Source organism: Bacillus sp. 0209A (assembly GCF_036765095.1).
In the GTDB taxonomy this organism is placed as follows: domain Bacteria; phylum Bacillota; class Bacilli; order Bacillales; family Bacillaceae; genus Bacillus; species Bacillus subtilis_G.
The window spans coordinates 293,207-309,818 of record NZ_JBAIZV010000002.1 but is presented as its reverse complement, the minus strand read 5'-3'; the positions used below and the strand labels follow the sequence as shown (position 1 = coordinate 309,818).

At 46.2% G+C, this 16,612-nt stretch carries 18 protein-coding genes; 6 read left to right on the top strand and 12 right to left on the bottom strand.

The window, feature by feature from the left end; translation table 11 throughout:
- Window positions 1-61: 61 nt before the first annotated feature.
- From galT to V6D44_RS06760, 4 genes are all read right to left on the bottom strand, one after another.
- Window positions 62-1,603, bottom strand: a complete 1,542-nt coding sequence (gene galT / locus V6D44_RS06775) for a UDP-glucose--hexose-1-phosphate uridylyltransferase (protein WP_333516373.1) — start codon at window positions 1,601-1,603, stop codon at window positions 62-64.
- A 3-nt stretch (window positions 1,604-1,606) separates the two neighbouring features.
- Complete coding sequence (locus V6D44_RS06770) at window positions 1,607-2,779, bottom strand: galactokinase (RefSeq protein WP_202327881.1); 1,173 nt, start codon at window positions 2,777-2,779, stop codon at window positions 1,607-1,609.
- Window positions 2,780-2,847: 68 nt separating this feature from the next.
- On the bottom strand, window positions 2,848-3,231 hold the full coding sequence (locus tag V6D44_RS06765) for a GtrA family protein (RefSeq protein ID WP_148963448.1): 384 nt from the start codon (window positions 3,229-3,231) through the stop codon (window positions 2,848-2,850).
- Between the two features lie 17 nt (window positions 3,232-3,248).
- Window positions 3,249-3,920, bottom strand: a complete 672-nt coding sequence (locus V6D44_RS06760; RefSeq protein WP_202327880.1) for a TetR/AcrR family transcriptional regulator — start codon at window positions 3,918-3,920, stop codon at window positions 3,249-3,251.
- A gap of 350 nt (window positions 3,921-4,270) precedes the next feature.
- On the opposite strand from V6D44_RS06760, the gene slrA reads away from it, so the two are divergent.
- Window positions 4,271-4,429 carry a transcriptional regulator SlrA gene (gene slrA / locus V6D44_RS06755; protein WP_014115625.1) on the top strand — a complete coding sequence of 53 codons (159 nt, stop codon included), beginning with the start codon at window positions 4,271-4,273 and terminating at the stop codon, window positions 4,427-4,429.
- A 145-nt stretch (window positions 4,430-4,574) separates the two neighbouring features.
- Here the strand turns inward: slrA and V6D44_RS06750 are convergent, their stop codons facing one another.
- Window positions 4,575-4,757: a hypothetical protein gene (locus V6D44_RS06750; protein WP_333516372.1), complete on the bottom strand. Its 183-nt coding sequence runs from the start codon at window positions 4,755-4,757 to the stop codon at window positions 4,575-4,577.
- Between the two features lie 114 nt (window positions 4,758-4,871).
- On the opposite strand from V6D44_RS06750, the gene V6D44_RS06745 reads away from it, so the two are divergent.
- Window positions 4,872-5,180 carry a DUF485 domain-containing protein gene (locus V6D44_RS06745; RefSeq protein ID WP_333516371.1) on the top strand — a complete coding sequence of 103 codons (309 nt, stop codon included), beginning with the start codon at window positions 4,872-4,874 and terminating at the stop codon, window positions 5,178-5,180.
- Window positions 5,177-6,718: a solute symporter family protein gene (locus V6D44_RS06740; RefSeq protein ID WP_333516370.1), complete on the top strand. Its 1,542-nt coding sequence runs from the start codon at window positions 5,177-5,179 to the stop codon at window positions 6,716-6,718. The genes V6D44_RS06745 and V6D44_RS06740 overlap by 4 nt, the downstream gene beginning before the upstream one ends.
- Before the next feature lie 95 nt (window positions 6,719-6,813).
- On the opposite strand, the gene V6D44_RS06735 is transcribed toward V6D44_RS06740, so the two are convergent.
- The 7 genes from V6D44_RS06735 to cidR all read right to left on the bottom strand — a co-directional run bounded on the left by V6D44_RS06735 (window position 6,814) and on the right by cidR (window position 14,123).
- Complete coding sequence (locus V6D44_RS06735) at window positions 6,814-7,416, bottom strand: DsbA family oxidoreductase (protein WP_087993199.1); 603 nt, start codon at window positions 7,414-7,416, stop codon at window positions 6,814-6,816.
- A gap of 288 nt (window positions 7,417-7,704) precedes the next feature.
- Entirely contained in the window at window positions 7,705-8,955 is a 1,251-nt protein-coding gene (efeB, locus tag V6D44_RS06730) for an iron uptake transporter deferrochelatase/peroxidase subunit (protein WP_087993200.1), read from the bottom strand.
- Window positions 8,956-8,973: 18 nt separating this feature from the next.
- Window positions 8,974-10,128, bottom strand: a complete 1,155-nt coding sequence (efeM, locus tag V6D44_RS06725) for an iron uptake system lipoprotein EfeM (protein ID WP_087993201.1) — start codon at window positions 10,126-10,128, stop codon at window positions 8,974-8,976.
- A complete protein-coding gene (locus V6D44_RS06720; RefSeq protein ID WP_087993202.1) occupies window positions 10,125-11,570 on the bottom strand; it encodes an FTR1 family protein in 1,446 nt (481 codons plus the stop codon). Before V6D44_RS06720 ends, efeM begins: the two co-directional genes overlap by 4 nt.
- Before the next feature lie 156 nt (window positions 11,571-11,726).
- Window positions 11,727-12,395, bottom strand: coding sequence for a thiamine phosphate synthase (thiE, locus tag V6D44_RS06715; RefSeq protein ID WP_087993203.1), 669 nt, complete (start codon window positions 12,393-12,395; stop codon window positions 11,727-11,729).
- Window positions 12,392-13,210: a hydroxyethylthiazole kinase gene (thiM, locus tag V6D44_RS06710; RefSeq protein WP_087993204.1), complete on the bottom strand. Its 819-nt coding sequence runs from the start codon at window positions 13,208-13,210 to the stop codon at window positions 12,392-12,394. Before thiM ends, thiE begins: the two co-directional genes overlap by 4 nt.
- A gap of 7 nt (window positions 13,211-13,217) precedes the next feature.
- The gene (gene cidR / locus V6D44_RS06705) at window positions 13,218-14,123 is read right to left on the bottom strand and encodes a cidABC operon transcriptional activator CidR (RefSeq protein ID WP_087993205.1); all 906 of its coding nucleotides are present in this window, start codon (window positions 14,121-14,123) and stop codon (window positions 13,218-13,220) included.
- 105 nt (window positions 14,124-14,228) lie between these two features.
- Here cidR and V6D44_RS06700 point away from each other — a divergent pair, with 105 nt between their 5' ends.
- From V6D44_RS06700 to V6D44_RS06690, 3 genes are all read left to right on the top strand, one after another.
- The gene (locus V6D44_RS06700; protein WP_087993206.1) at window positions 14,229-14,615 is read left to right on the top strand and encodes a CidA/LrgA family holin-like protein; all 387 of its coding nucleotides are present in this window, start codon (window positions 14,229-14,231) and stop codon (window positions 14,613-14,615) included.
- A complete protein-coding gene (locus V6D44_RS06695; protein WP_087993207.1) occupies window positions 14,597-15,274 on the top strand; it encodes a CidB/LrgB family autolysis modulator in 678 nt (225 codons plus the stop codon). Before V6D44_RS06700 ends, V6D44_RS06695 begins: the two co-directional genes overlap by 19 nt.
- Before the next feature lie 106 nt (window positions 15,275-15,380).
- Window positions 15,381-16,583, top strand: coding sequence for an MFS transporter (locus tag V6D44_RS06690; protein ID WP_087993208.1), 1,203 nt, complete (start codon window positions 15,381-15,383; stop codon window positions 16,581-16,583).
- The last annotated feature ends 29 nt before the right edge of the window (window positions 16,584-16,612 follow it).

Sequence of the window (16,612 nt, the reverse complement as noted above, 5' to 3'; positions counted from 1 at the left end):
GCGCCCGAAGCGTCAGTGCTTTGGGCGTTTGTTTTGCGATAAAATCGAAAATGCCTCAACCCTAGCGGTTGAGGCTTTTGACTGGTTTAACGCCTAAATGATCAATAAACCTTTTGAAGGCCTGTTTTCCTTCCGGTGTTTGTTTAAATACACCGGCGTGTTCAAGAATGCGAGCGAATACATGTCCAAGCTCTTCCTTTATCACTAGATCGGCATTCTCTTTTGTTATCGTTCTTTTTTCCATCATCCGAAGAGCCCACTCCTTATGTTTTGCCGTGAGCGGATTTTGTTCTAAAACTGTTTTCGGATCAGCAGAACACAGCGCCACTGCCGTTTCTTTCATTTCTTCCTGTAAACGGCCCGGCAATATCGCCAATCCCATGACTTCAATCAGGCCGATATTTTCTTTTTTAATATGGTGAACGTCCTGATGAGGATGAAATATTCCTAATGGATGCTCCTCATCCGTCCGATTGTTTCTCAGCACGATATCAAGTTCGTACAAGTCTCCCTTGCGCCGCGCGATCGGCGTAACCGTATTATGGGGTGTATCGTCTGTATAGGCGGCTATCCCGGCTATTTCATCGGAATACGTTTGCCACGTGCGGAATATATGATCAGCAGCTTCAGCGACATGATCCGGTTTGTCTCCTTGGAGCCTGAGAACCGACATCGGCCACTTCACTAAGCCCAGCGACACACCGGGATGATCATGTAATTCATATACTTCCTCCGCTTCTGCACGCGCCATCGGAAAATCGTGCGCCCCGCCTTGAAAATGATCATGGCTCAGGATGCTGCCGCCGACGATCGGCAGATCCGCATTTGAACCGATAAAGTAATGCGGATATTGCCCGAGGAATGACAGCAGCCTTTCAAATGTTTTTCTGCTGATCTCCATCGGTTCATGCTCACCCTTTAAGACGATACAATGCTCTGGATAATAGACGTATGGCGAGAACTGCAAGTACCATTCTTCCCCTTTAAGGATGACCGGAATGATTCTGTGATTTTGGCGGGCCGGATGATTCTCGCTTCCCTCAAACCCGACATTTTCTTTACAAAGCAAACACATCGGGTAATGAGTCTGCGTTTGCTCTTTTGCAGCCGCAATCGCTTTTGGGTCCTTTTCGGGCTTTGATAGATTAATGGTCATTTCCAGCTCGCCATATTCGGTCGGCACCGTCCAATGCACATTTTTGGCGATCCTGCCAGACCGGATATAGTAGACATCCTCTGAATATTGATAGAATTCCTTTGTCGCCTGTTTTGGGCCGTATAATGCTTTTGTCTCCTCAAACTTGCGAATGACCTCAGACGGAGGAGGTACGAAACATCCCATCAGCTTTGCGCTGAGCAAGTCACGGTATGTGTCTGTATCCGCTTCCATACGGCCGGTTTCCGCCGCCCATTTGTAAATAGGAGCAAGCAGGTTCGGAAGGCTCTGTTCCTTCTTGATACGTGTGGAGGAGACCGGCTCAGGATGTTCGATGTCCAATGCTTCATATAGACGGTTTCTCGTGTATTCCCGGTCCCAGATCGAAATCAGTTTTCGTTCCAGGCCATACTCCAGCAGCTGTTCCAGATATTCAACAATACGCATGTGTCACTCCCCCTTTAGTTCTCTCGCTCCCTCTCCAATATCAGCGATATAAAATTCCGCTTTGAGACCTGTTTTTTCTTGGTATCTGTCTCCAGCCTTTTGGATAAAATCATCAACAAACGCATCCCTTACAATGCTGATGGTGCAGCCGCCGAAGCCTGCTCCCGTCATTCTTGATCCGATGACTCCTTCGTGGTCCCACGCCGCAAACACAAGCTCATCAAGTTCAGGGCATGTCACTTCATAATCATCCTTCAATGAAAGGTGGGATTCCTTCATTAACCGCCCGATTTCATCTATATTGTTTTCTTTGAACATATCGGCCGTCTTGATCGCCCGGTGGTTTTCATATACGGCGTGCTTTGCCCGGCGTCTGTTCGTTTCATTTCGAATCAGGCTGGAATGCACGTCGAAATCAGCGGGCTTGATGTCGCCCAGCGAGGCAATACCGAGTGCTTTTTGCAGATCAAGCAACGCGTCATTACACTCTTGGCGTCTCGTATTATAGCTAGAGTCTGCCAATGTCCTTTTTTTGTTCGTGTTCGCAATGACAAGTGCGAGGCCTGAGACATCGAGTTTGCTATATTCATAGTCCAGCGTGTCACAGTTCAGCAGCATCGCATGGTGTTTTTTGCCCATTCCGATTGCGAATTGGTCCATAATCCCGCAATTGACACCGATAAATGTGTTTTCCGCATGCTGCGCCATTTTTACAAGTTCAAGCGCATCCACTTCAGGGTGGAAATAGGTTTGAAGCACGACTCCCATCAGCAGCTCAATAGAAGCGGAGGACGAGAGCCCCGCCCCGTTTGGAATATTCCCTGAAAATACAATGTCAAAGCCATGGGGAACTGAATAGCCCCTTTGCTGAAATTCATAAATGACGCCTTTCGGATAGTTCGCCCAGTCGTCTTCTTTTTGATAGCGGATGTCGTCAAGGCTGCACTCCTTGATGCCTGCGTCTTTAAAGTTGTCAGAATACATCCGGACAAGCCCGTCGTTTCTTTCTGCAACTGCAGCATATGTACCCATTGTCAGCGCGCACGGAAAGACATGCCCGCCGTTATAGTCTGTATGTTCTCCAATCAGATTCACTCTGCCAGGTGCGAAAAAAAACCGTAACCCTTCTTTTTCTCCGAATACACTTGCAAATATCCCCTTTAGCTCTTCCCGCATGTGCAATCACCTTTCATGGTTTTATTTTCTTATTTCCCCTTATTTCTTAAGCGAAACGATAGTGCCTGTCACACGCCTTCTTCTTTTGTCTTTTTAAAAACGAGCCATTTGCTTGCGGCATAGTTGACGACAACAATGACCGCGTTGTCGAGTATTTTAGCCAAGGTTTCATTTGTATTGAACTGGCCGACAAGAATGATCATCATGCCTAAATCTATGCCGAGAGACAGAACCCGAACGCTGAAAAAGGCAGTGATCTCTTTCATTAGGCTCTGCAGGTCATGTGTTTTTTGCTGAAACACATATAATTTATTCGTGATGTAAGCAAACAGCACGGACAAAACCCAAGCGGCGACAGTGGCTGCTTTGTAATCCATATTCATGATCTCTACCAATATATAAAAGCTGGCGATGTTCACAATGGTTGTGAAAACCCCCATGATGATATACATAATCATTTCTCTATACTTCACTGATGTTCCTCGCTTTCTGAAAAACTTTTCAAGATTCTTGGTCTCACGCGCTCTCTGTCTAGCGTGAAAAAAATCGAGAGTGCGTCTAAAAAGCTGCGGAATGTGGCGGGCTGTCCCAATACATATGCTTGTTTAATGATTCCGTCGAGTACCGCACATATTATTTTAGCCGTATATCCCGGATCAATACAGGCGTCAATCAGCTTTCTCTCCTTCAGCCACATAATATATAACGCGTTTTCCTCGACCCACAATTCGTACAGCCGTGCATAGGCCTTGCATTTCCGAAGGATTTTATATGTCGGCATATTCATGGCAAATGAGACAATGTCCCACGACGGCTTATTTATGTAATAGGAATAAAGCATCTCTGCGGCATGTTTCGCAGCCTCGTCCAATGTCAGCGGTTTCACTGAAATCTGCTCCATTTGATCAAGATACCCTATGATCATCTTTATTTTCATTTGGCGTTTTTCGAGAAGATGCTGCAGAAAATCCTCCTTGCTGACAAAATGAACATAAAAAGCTCCTTTGCTGTACCCGGCTGCTCTGCTGATATCCTCTACAGAAACCGGATCATACGCTCGGTCAATCAACAAATTCAAGCCAGCTTCTATAAAACTTTCAAATGTTACTTCTCTTTTAATTTGAAATTTGTTTTTTTTCATATTTTTCTCCAGGCGGCATGATTATCCTTATCTTACAACGGATCAATCTTTAGCGGTATTTATTTCTTTGAACGCTTATGCTATTCGGTTTCCCAGGGGTCATTTTTAATAGGCTAAATGATTTATTTTCATTTACGTACTATCCAGTCAGTATTTAATTGTTTATTATTATAAATAAGATTCATTGGTTATATTAGTCATTTTTTTAGGGAATAGGTAGGTGGTTTTTCCTTCAGTTTGTGAACACCGGGCAACTATGTGTGAAATTTGTTGTACTTGCCTCATCATCGCGCGGCTTTCTTTATTGCCCGCATGTTGCAGGAAAACATTTTATACAATTGGAGGTTACTATGAAAACTCATGTTAAAAAAGATTTGGACAAAGATTGGCATATGCTAATGCAAGAAGCTAGATCCATTGGGTTAGGCATTCGTGATGTGAGACAGTTTTTAGAATCTGAGACAGCTTTGAGAAAGAACAATCACAAAAAAACCGTCCGCCAAGACTAATCCGAACAGGCGGATCTATTACATCTGGCTTTTCTATCATCTGATCTGAGTTTTCACCATATCCTCTATTCGAAAGCGATTGCTGCGCCGAGCTTGAGGACAAACGGTGTGTCAGCTAACATACGACAGACAGCCGGTGATGCGGTCACCTCTTGGCACATGCATTGTCATTAAGAGGTGATGCGAACATCCATAACCAGGCTCTGGCAACAGCAGCTTTGCTGAGAACAAGCTGCATTCGGTGAGGTTTTGAAAGCAAACTCGTATATACGCGGCCGAGCTGGAAAACCTTCGCCTGTCTTTCTGCCAATTGCGTTCCTATCTTCACGACTTCCTTCTTTTTTCATTCTTCAGATATTCTTCAATGCATAAATCAGACTTTCAGTACATACCTATTGGTGTACCTTTTTGCTTACGTTTAGTCAATAAAAGGAGGATAGCCATGTACAAAGCTGATTACAAACAGATTGCTGAAACGCCGTCTTTCCAAGCTTTTTTAAAGCAGAAACACGCTTTTATTGTTCCTTCTGCGATTTTCTTTTTCGTCTTTTATTTTTCACTTCCTGTTTTGACGTCTTATTTCACCTTTTTGAATGCGCCGGCCATTGGAGCTGTTTCATGGGCTTGGCTGTTTGCTATCGCCCAATTCGCCATGACCTGGATACTGAGTACGGTGTATTCCCGAAGGGCAGCTCATTTCGACAGATATGTAAGCGCTTTAAATGAAGATTTGAAGGGTGAACAGACATGAATATGACTGCTTTTCTATTATTTTTAGCAATCGTCGGCCTAACGCTTGTCATCACCTATTTTGCCGCGAAGAAGACGAAAACGACGAGTGAGTTTTATACGGCTGGCGGCGGGCTCACCGGTGTTCAGAATGGACTGGCAATTGCCGGCGACTACATGTCTGCAGCCTCGTTTCTCGGGATTGCCGGAATGATTGCGTTATATGGATTTGATGGATTTTTTTACAGCATCGGTTTTCTGGTGGCTTATCTCGTTGTCTTGTACATCGTGGCGGAACCGCTTCGGAATCTTGGGAAGTATACGATGGCTGACATGATTGCGGCTCGTTTTAAGGAAAAGAAAATCCGCGGCGTCGCGGCTCTGAATACCATTGCCATCTCTACTTTTTATATGATCGCCCAGCTCGTGGGGGCCGGTGCGCTGATCAAACTGCTGCTTGGGCTGGATTATACCGTGGCGGTTCTCATCGTCGGAGTGCTGATGACCATTTATGTCGTGTTTGGCGGCATGATCGCGACAAGCTGGGTTCAAATCATTAAAGCGGTTTTGCTGATGGCCGGCACACTCGTGATTTCAATCATCGTGTTTTCAAAATTCGGCTTTAACCTTAATACCATGTTTGAGCAGATGAAAACGGCCACTCCGCTTGGCGCTGATTTTTTAAATCCCGGAAATAAATACAAGGTGCCGCTTGAGACTTTGTCGTTAAATTTGGCACTCGTGCTGGGAACTGCCGGGCTTCCTCATATTTTGATCCGGTTTTATACCGTTAAGGATGCTAAGACGGCCCGGACATCTGTTGTGTCAGCGACATGGATTATCGGCGTGTTTTACATTATGACGGTGTTTCTCGGCTTTGGCGCGGCTGCGTTTGTCGGTTTTGACGCGATTACGGCGGCTGACCAAGCGGGAAATATGGCGGCTCCGCTTTTGGCGAAAGCGCTCGGGGGAGATTTTCTGTTTGCGTTTGTGTCAGCCATCGCCTTCGCAACCATTTTAGCTGTCGTGACCGGATTGGTGCTGTCTGCCGCCTCAGCGTTTGCCCATGATATTTACAGCCAAATCATCAGAAAGGGAGAAGCAACTGAAAAAGAACAGATGAAAGCGGCCAGATGGGCTTCTGTCGCCGTGTCAGTGCTCTCCATTCTTCTTGCGATTTTTGCACAGTCTTTAAATGTAGCGTTCCTTGTCGCACTTGCGTTTGCGGTGGCGGCCAGCGCAAACCTCCCGCTGATTGTGTTTACGGTCTTCTGGAAGAGATTCAATGCCTCAGGCGCTCTATGGGGCAGCCTGACAGGCCTGATCAGCGCGCTTGTGCTTGTGTCGATGAGCCCTAGTGTGTGGGATCCGTCCGGAGGTGCTGTTTTTATCGGCGATCCGCTCATTCCGCTTTCCAATCCGGGCATTATTTCCATCCCGCTCGGCTTCCTCGGCGCGTGGCTTGGAACGGTGCTGTCGTCAGATAAAACAGTTGATGAAGATACGTTTGCGGAAATACAGGTGAAGGCGCATACCGGCATTCATATGGATCAAGAGTAAAAAAGAAATAGGAAAAACCAATCTGTGCTTGAAATCCAAAAAAGGCTGTCGAGGTACTCTCGACAGCCTGAGTTCTCTTGTATAGAGAGTTTTCCTTACTTTTTCTGCTGTTCCTCAGAAATCGCTTTTTCAAATACATCCTTGCCGGCAACACCCGGAATCACGGTGTCGCCAATGATAAAGGTTGGAACGGCTGTGATGTCAGCCTCTTCGTAGGCGTGTTTTAAGGCTTGGCGCTGCACGTCCTGATATGTTCTTAAGTCCAGTGCGAATTTGAATGAAGCTCCGTCTAGCCCCACTTCCTTGGCAAGCTTCGTCAAGATGTCAATGTCGCCGATATTTTGGCCCTCTTGGAAAAATGCCTGAAAGACACGGGTATTGTATTCATGTCCTTTATTGTATTCCTTTGCAAAGTGAAAGCCTTCAAACGCCAAATCTGTATATGGATGAGGCGAGATGTTTGGAAAATTAATCTCGACTCCTAATTTCTCCGCCATTGGCTGAATTGATGTCTGCCACATGTACTGCTTGGAAGGATCATTGACCGGGTCAAGCTTTGGAGATGGGCTTGGGCGCAGTTCAAACGGCATCCACTCGACTTCAATATCCTTTCCTTTAATCGCTTCTTCAAAAGCGGCTTTGCCAATGAAACAAAATGGGCAGACGTAATCTGAATAAACTTTGATGTGTACTGTCATGATAATCTCCTTTCGTATAGGTTGATTTTAAACTGTAACTATTAAAGTTACAAATGTTTTTTTAAAAAAGAAGCCGATAAAGGCTTCTTTCAGATTGTTGACAAAATCCTAAAACGATACAGTTTTAGGATTTTGTCATCCTTTCAGCGTGATTGAAAACCCTTGAAGTCTAGGAAAGCCGAGCATTGGAGCGGAGCGAATGCTCTAATTCGTGAGCACCAACGCACAGGCTTGACAACGAATGCGAGGGTTTGTCGACACGCTGAAAGAAGCCGATAAAGGCTTCTTTTATGATTCCAGCAAACGCTGGGCAATATATTCGCCCTTTTTGCAGCCGCCTGGGCATGCATATAAAGCGGAACCGATTGTTTGCGTGTATTCGTTTAACGCATCCTTTGCCGAAAGGGCCTTCAGCATGGGGATGAACTGATTGTCGGGATTTTTTTGAAAGCTGATAAACAGGAGGCCCGCATCCATATAGCCGGTTTTCGGATCAAGTCCTTCTGTGTAAGAGAAAGCCCTACGCAAAATTTGTTTTCCCGTAGATTTGGAAAGGCTGACGTGTGAATTTGACGGGATTTGATTCAGCTTCACAGGGTCTGTTTCTTTTTTCTGGCCGAAAGGCGCCCCCGAGCTTTTTCTGCGCCCAAAGGTGTCCTCTTGATCCTTGAGGGAAGAACGGTCCCATATCTCAAGGAACATTTTGATTTTCCGAAAGGCCATATAGGTGCCGCCCGTCATCCAGTCAGGCTCACCGGACTGAATCCACACGATCGAGTTCATCAAGGTATCATCCTTCGTGCTCTGGTTGCCTGTTCCATCTTTAAACCCGAAGAGATTGCGCGGCGTTTCGCCATTTTTCCCTCCGCTTAAAAAGCCTTTGTTCACAAAGCGGACCTCACAGGTGCCGATCGCTTGGTTCAGCAGATTTCTCAGCGCGTGAAACGCCACTTGCTCATCGTCTGCGCATACTTGAATGCAGATATCTCCGCCTCCCTGTTTTTCATCCAAGTTGTCATTCGGCATAGCTGGAAGAGCGGCAAGGTGCTTCGGTTTTTTGTTTTTCAGCCCGAAGCGGTCCTTTCCGTCTTTTTCAAAAAGGTCAGGCCCGAATCCGAATGTGATCGTTAAATTGGAAGGGGATAAATCAGCAGATTCACCTGTATCCTGCGGCGGCAAATATTGATTTTTCTGCTCAACTGACATTTTCTTTCCTGACGTCAGCATCTGTGTCAGACTTGTCCAGTTTCTGAATAATGTAATGATGTCGCTCTTCTCTTTTGCTGTTATATCCAGCGCGGCAAAATATACATACGTCTGATGGGCAGTTGTGATTCCGGCCTGATGCTTTCCGTAAAACGGGACGGCCTGCTCCTCCTCTTGCTCATCCTTTTTTGATGACTTAGCAGCAGTCTGAACAAGCGGGGCAAGACCGCCGAGTCCGCTGGCACCGATCGCAACGGCCGCACCTGCCATCGCTCCCCATTTTAAAATGTCCCGTCTATGAATTTGTTCTGGCTTTTTTTGTTCATCGCTCATGCTGTTACAAAACTCCTTTTATAGCACATTCGCAATCTTCGACATGGTTTCAGAAAGAGTCGTCAGCTTTGTGCTCAGCTCTCTGATTTGATCTTCACTTAATTTATCATAAGACGTATAAGACTGATCATTTGATTTGTATTTTGCCATTAAAACTTCAAATTCGCTGAATTCCGTATCCAGTTTTTCCGTCAGGTCAGAGTGATCTTTGACAAGCGCGCTTTTTACTGTTTGATAAACAGCTTCGGAGCCTTCCACATTCGCCATGAGGTCGACTAAATCAATTCGTGAGTAGCGCTCCTCTTCTCCCGTGATTTTCGAAATGCCGGCTTCGTTCAGAAGCTCCATCGCGCCTGCTACCATTTGTTCAGGTGTTAATGTCAGTGATTCAATTGAACCGTCAAGCTCCTTTACATCCTTGAGAAGCTGGTCAGCTATTGCCTTTTCCCCGGAAATATCTTTATCCTTCCAGATGGCTTTCTCAAGCTTATGGAAACCTGTCCATTTGCCCCCTTCTTCTACATCATTTTCACGGGCGTCAATTTTCGGATCGAGATCACCGAGGCTTTCAGCGATCGGTTCGATTCGTTCGTAATAAACACGCGCTTTCGCGTATAACGTTTTAGATTTTTTGATATCGCCTGATTTTACAGCGCTTGTAAATGCTTCCGTCGCTTTTACAAGCTGATCGCTCTGTTCTTTGACATAGTCTTTATATTCGTCCGCTGCCTTTGCCAGCTGTTCGCTTGCCTTTTTGCTGCTCTTCTTCGCTTCTGTCAGGTCTTCTAAGGATGCTTTCAATGACTCGGATTCCGTCTTGATTTTGTCAGTATCTGGTTTGTCTTTTTGCGCTTCTGTATAGATGGGCTGAAGGTGCTTTTCGATTTCTGTATACTCGAACGGATAATCGCTGCGGATATCATTTTCAAAGGAAAGCCAGTAGCTGTTTAACTCTTTCCCCTTTTTTTCGATCTCTTGTTGGTCTCCTTTTTCCGCTGAATCATTCAGCTTGGAAATCATGGTTTCCATTTTATCTACAGATGCGGCGATCTCTTTAGTAACCCCGCTTTTTTCAGATGAAGCTTTTTCTTTGGTTGAGGATGTCTCATTAGCTCCGCAGCCTGCTAGCGCAAGGATGCAGCCTGCTGATACAGCGATTTTTGTGAAATTCATTTTGTCAGTTCCTTTCCGTTTGTAAAATATTTTGCCGCTTCTGAGATAAGCGCAATCAGTAAAAAGAGTAAAATCAGCAATTGCGGAATGGCGCTGTACACGGACGGATAAACACCAAGCACCGATATAGACGGCAGCCAGCTCTCCGCATCAGACGGTAGAATGCCCGCCAGCTGCAGGCTGTGAACGCCTGTTCCGAGAAATTTCACGCACATATACAGGACGACCGCCATGGACAGCAGGAAAAACGGCTTTAATGGAATACGCATTCCGAGCTTGATCATTAGAACACCGACGATGACGAGAACGACAAGCCCCGCGGCAGTTCCGCCGATCAGCTCAGTGAGCGGGAGCTTCCCGACAAGGCCGATGAAAAAGATGACTGTTTCGAGCCCTTCTCTTACAACTGCCAGAAATGCAATGAGCGCAAAGGAAAGCAGGCTTCGTTTTTTAAGCGCCTGTGACTTCTGGATATTGATTTTTTCTCTCCATTTATCCATTGAGGCGTTTCTGTGCAGCCACACCCCGACATATAAAAGCATGAGAGCGGACAGTACGCCGGTGACGCCGCCAAGCAAGAAGTTGTTTTCTCCGAATACGCTGGAGGAGAACAGAAGCGTGACACCGATGCCGGCTGTCAAGGAAATAACCATGCCGGCTGACGCTCCACCCCAGATCCATACCGAGGAACGCGTGACACGGGCTTTCTTTGTCATGGTCAAAAGCGCCCCGATGACTAGCAGCGCCTCCATCCCTTCACGAATCGGGATCAACGCAGCATCCCACCAGCTGTAGCTGCTTGAAGCGATCGGCTCGAGCAATTGGATCATGTCGTCAATTTGCTTTGATACCTTTTCGGGATGGCTGCCGATCTCAGCCTTCATCAGCGCCAGATTTTCCTCTGATGTCGTATAGGCTTCTTTCGATTGGGAAACGACGTCTCCCTCAACAGCGAGCCAGGATGTAATTAAATTGTCGATTGCGGATGACGCTTCATCCAATCGGTTTTGCTCTATTAACGTTTTTGTGTCTTTTAAATTTTGAATATAGGCTGTTAAGGACGCCCTTGATTGACCCGAGGATGTCTTTTTCAGCACGACAGCCTGCTGATAGGTTTCTAGATGAGAAGAAAGCTCTTCAAGCTGCGTTTTGAGTTTATCTGCATCTTGATTAATGAAAGAAAGAGAAATCATCGCGATATTCGAGTCCATTTTGCTGTGGGAAGAAAGGTTTTCCTTTTTAATAGAAGGTTCTTCTTTTTTCCACTTTGCCTTGAATGTTTCAAACGTTTGTTGTGCCGATTCCGTATCTCCGTCTTTTACGGATTCGGTCATTTGCTTGTTTAATTGAATCAGCGCAGCGATCGGATCGTCTTCCGCATATGCCGCAGAACCGAAAACCATCAACAAGCTAAATAAAATAAGCGCCAGCCCCCGAGTCATCATGCTCCTCCTATAATTGAAAATGATTATCATTGTATAACATAATCATAGCCAGTTCCTGTTTTTTGTCAATTAAAATTTGAAGGTCTGAAAACCTTGATGCCACGGCAAAAAGGCTGTCCATTACGGAACAGCCTTTCGAAGAAATAAGAACGCTTATCTACCCTTTTTATACGTTTGAATGTCTTCATAAAACTTGCGTGCGGCACCCTCAGGATCATCCGCTTGACTGATGGCGCTGATCATACTGACACCGTCGGCCCCCGCTTGGATAACAGGTACGGCATTTTCGATTGTGATGCCGCCGATGCCGACAATTGGAATGCCGATGCCTTGGCGGCGAACCGCTTCGATAAGAGATACACCCTGTACGGCTTTCGTATCCTTTTTCGTTTCTGTCGGGTAGATTGGCCCGAGTCCGATATAATCCGCTCCATCTTCTTCAGCTTGCTTCACCTCAGACATTGTATGGGCGGAAACGCCAAGAATCATATCGCCTATAGCACTTCTTACTTCTTTTGCGCTGGCGTCTTCCTGGCCGATGTGGACACCGTCAGCCTTCAGTTTCAGAGCCAGCTCCACATCATCATTGACAACGAAAGGAACGCCGGCTTTACGGCAGGCTTCCTGCACGTTTTTAGCGAATTCAATCCGCGCCTCCCCTGTCAGCGCATCCCCGCCCTTTTCACGAAATTGGAACAGCGTGGCGCCGCCTTTTAACGCTTTTTGTACGACTGTGACAGGATCGGCTTTCGTATTGTTTGACCCCATAATGAAGTAAACAGACAATAACTTTTTCATCATTTCCCGAGAAATACGTGTCATGAGACAATCACCCTTTCTATTGTCGCCAGTTCTTGGACGTCTTGTTCAGTAACAGATGATAGCTTGTTCAGCAATTCAATTTGAAAGCTTCCCGGACCTTTGTCAGCTGTCTCTTGTGCGGCAAGCTGGGCTGCGACCCCATATGAAGAAATGGCAGCGATAGCAGCAAACAATGGATTTTCTTCGACAGCGCAAAACGCACCGACAACGGAAGTCAGCAGACATCCGGCGCCTGTCACTTTCGTCAGCAGCTTGTGGCCGTTATGGAGGGTATATACGTTTGACGAGTCAGCTATGACATCGACTTCGCCAGTGATCGCAATGACCGTGTTGAGCTTTTGTGCCGCCTGCTGAGCCAGGCGGATGATGTCGCCTCCGCCTTCTCCCGCATCCACACCTTTGATCAGCCAATCGGTCACGCCGACGGTATGGGCAATTTCCGCCCCGTTTCCTCTAATCGCAGAGAGGCGCACCTCACGAATGATGTCACGCGCTGATTCGGTGCGGAACGGTGTTGCTCCGGCACCGACAGGATCAAGAATGACGGGGACGCCATGTTCATTGGCTGATTTTCCCGCGATGATCATCGCTTCGACTGACTCCTTGCTCAGCGTACCGATATTTAAAACAAGGGCTCCCGCTATCTTCGCCATGTCGGCGACCTCTTCTTTCGCGTACGCCATCACGGGGGATGCGCCGAGGGCGAGCAGTCCGTTCGCTGTGAAATTCGTAACGACATTGTTGGTTATGCTGTGCACCAGAGGGCTGTGGCGGCGGACAGCAGTAAGACATTTTGCAGCTGATTGTGCATCCATGTTTGCATCATCCTTTACTTTCTTTTTTCGGGTCCCATAAATACGATTTCGTGTGTTCAAGCCAAGCTCTGGCCGCAAAGGACAAGTAGCGGTCTTTTCTCCAAATAATGGCGAGGTGCCAAGGGATGACCGGCTCAACAAGCGGGATGACTTTCACTTTTTCCAGATCAAGCCCGCGGCAGATTCGTTCCGGCAAAAGCCCGATTCCCAGGTTGGCTGACACCATCTCACTGATAAAATCCCATTGTGAGGTTTCATAAATGATATGAGGCCGGAATCCAGCCTTGATACACTCGGTCATAATTCGATTGTGCAGGACAAAATCCTCCCTGAAGAAAATAAAAGGCTCGTTCTTCAACTCACGCAGCCTGCACTCTTTTTCTTCTGCCAGCCGATGGGATGGGTGAACGACAAGCATTAAGGTTTCTTTTACGATTGTAAACGAATGAAAGATGTCTTCGTTTGCAGGAAGAACCACAACGCCGATATCGAGAGAGCCGTCCCCAACACCTTCTTGGACTTTTATAGAACCGTCTTCGACTAACTGAAAGGTGATATTCGGATAGTTTGCACGAAAATCGCCGAGCACTCTCGGGAAAAATCCCGACCCGATCATCGGCGGCAGCCCGATCCGCACATGACCTTTCTTGACCTCCATAATATCATTTAATTCTGACGTCAGGTTTTGAAATGATTTAATAATTTCTTGCGCCTGCACATACATACTCTGCCCGGCGTCAGTCAGTTCCACCTGCCTGCCGTTCCGGTAAAACAGCTCAATTCCGAGCTCTTCTTCTAAATTTTTGATCATTTTTGATATCGTCGGCTGCGAAACATAAAGAGATTGGGAAGCCTTCGTAAAGCTTTTTAAACGGGCGACTTCCAAAAAGTATGTTAAATGGCGGATATCCATGTGCTTCACCCTTCCTATAGACAAAAGGAATACTTATTATTCTTAATATATATTTTACCTATAGCGAGACCTTATGTACAATATGAATATAAGGGAGGCATCAATATGAAAAAACTGCTGCTAACCGTTATTCAAATCGCTCTGTTATTTATATTTGCCCGGCTGATTAATTGGGTGACAGCCCTTCTTCATATAAATATTCCCGGCAGTATTATTGGGATTGTGATTATTTTCACATTATTACACTTTAAGATTATCAAGCTTGAATGGATAGAGCTTGGCGCGGCGTGGCTTCTCGGGGAGCTGCTTTTATTTTTTATCCCGTCTGCCGTCGGAGTGATTGAATACGGAGACATTATGTCGAAATTTGGCGTCAGCATTCTGCTTGTTGTCATCATCAGCACGTTTGTCGTGATGGTGTCCACAGGAACGCTTACACAAATCATTGCAAAAAGAAAGGAGAAAAAGCATACGTGTTCATCGGAATTGTAAGTTTGTTTTTAACGGTCTTGGTGTATGTAGGAGCAAAAAAGGTATATCAACGCTTTCCGCGTGTCTATACGTCTCCGCTATTGGTAACGCCCGCTGTGTTAGTCGGTCTGCTGCTGCTGGTGAATGTCCCGTACGAGTCATATAATCTTGGCGGCGAATTGCTGACCGATATGCTTCAGCCGGCCACCGTAGCTTTTGCGATCCCGCTATATAAATATTTCCCTGTTTTGAAGAAATACGCAGTGGAAATTATTTTGAACGTAGCCGTCGGCTCATGCATCGCGATTATTTCAACTGCTCTTATTGCGAAATGGCTTCACCTCGGCACCGGCTTAATTGACAGCCTCGTCCCGAGATCAGTGACAACGCCGATCGCTATGAACGTATCTGAAATGATCGGCGGAATGCCTGCCGTCACAGCCGTGTTTGTGATTTTGACCGCTTTGTTAGGCACAGTAATTGGCCCAATGGTCATCCGCTATTTCCGTATTGATAACGAAATCGCGCGGGGCGTGCTGCTCGGCACAAGCGCACATGGAGCGGGAACGTCAAAAGCATTTGAGCTCAGCTCTGTGTCCGGCACGATTTCCAGTGTGTCGATGATCTTAGCTGCGATTATGACGCTTTGCGCGGCGCCGTTTTTACTTTCATTTATGTAAGAAAAAACTGTCCTCTCGAGGGCAGTTTTTTTATGTGCTTCTCCTTATTGAAAAGCTGGCAGATTACAATATAATGTAATTTGTGGATACTAAAGGAGGCACCCCCATGCATAACTTGCAGGTGAGACGGCATTACGCCGCGTTAAAAGGATTTTATTTGTTTGCCTTTCTCGGCACGGGCAGCATGATCCCCTTACTCAGCATGTATTTAACGAAAGAACAGCATTTAAGCGGAGCACAGGTCGGCTTGATCATGTCACTCGGCCCGATTGTGATGATTTTCTTTCAGCCGTTTTGGGGCATGCTGAGCGACTATACGCAAAAAACGAAAAGCCTGCTGGCGGTTTGCACAGCAATCACAGGCATCATCGGATTAGGCTATATTGCATTTGACGGGTTTCCTCTTTTTATTTTAGTTGCGGCCTGTTTTGCAGTCTTTCAAAGCACGATTATTCCATTATCGGACAGCATTTCACTAAGGTACACTCAAGAAACAAACGGCAACTACGGCGGAATCCGCCTGTTTGGTTCTCTGGGCTTCGGCGTCGCCGTGTTTGTCATGGGACAGGTGACGAATCAGCTGTACCCCATTCACGTGATCTTTATTTTTGGCTGTGCCTTTCTCTGTATTGCCGCCATACTGGCCTCACAAATGCCGGGCCAGCAGAAGACAAAAACAAAGGTCAATATCCGCAAAGGATTCCGGGAGCTTATCAGCAACAAAACGTTCCTCATCTTTATGATCATCACCTTTACGACATTTGCTCCAAACTTAGCGAACAATACGTATTTCAGTCTTTTTCTGGACAAAAGCGGCGCGTCCCTTTCCGCTATCGGCATTTTATTTTTTATCGGCGTGATCTCGGAAATTCCATTTATGCGATTCGCCCAAACATTTATAGATAAAATGGGGCTGCTCAATGTCATTATGCTGTCAGGCGGGGTCTCATTATTCAGGTGGGCGCTCTATTTCACAGCGCCTTCATTATGGATCATTTATGCGACAGTCTTTCTTCAGGGAGTGGCCATCGGTTTATTTATCCCGGCGGCGCTTCAATACGTGAAAAAAATCACCCCAAGCCACGTTGAAGCGACGGCGTTAACCATGTACGCGGCCATCGGCAATGGATTCGGCAACTGGTTCTGTACATTTGCGGGCGGGTACATTTTTGACTACGTGTCCATCTTCGCAGTCTACCTGCTTTTTAGCATTCTGAGCATAGCAGGCTTTGGGCTGACATTCTATTTAATGAGGGCTGAAAAAAACAAAAATACACTTCATCAGCCGGCTGTTACTTTTAAACCATAATGACTATAATGAATAAAAGAAAGGATGAG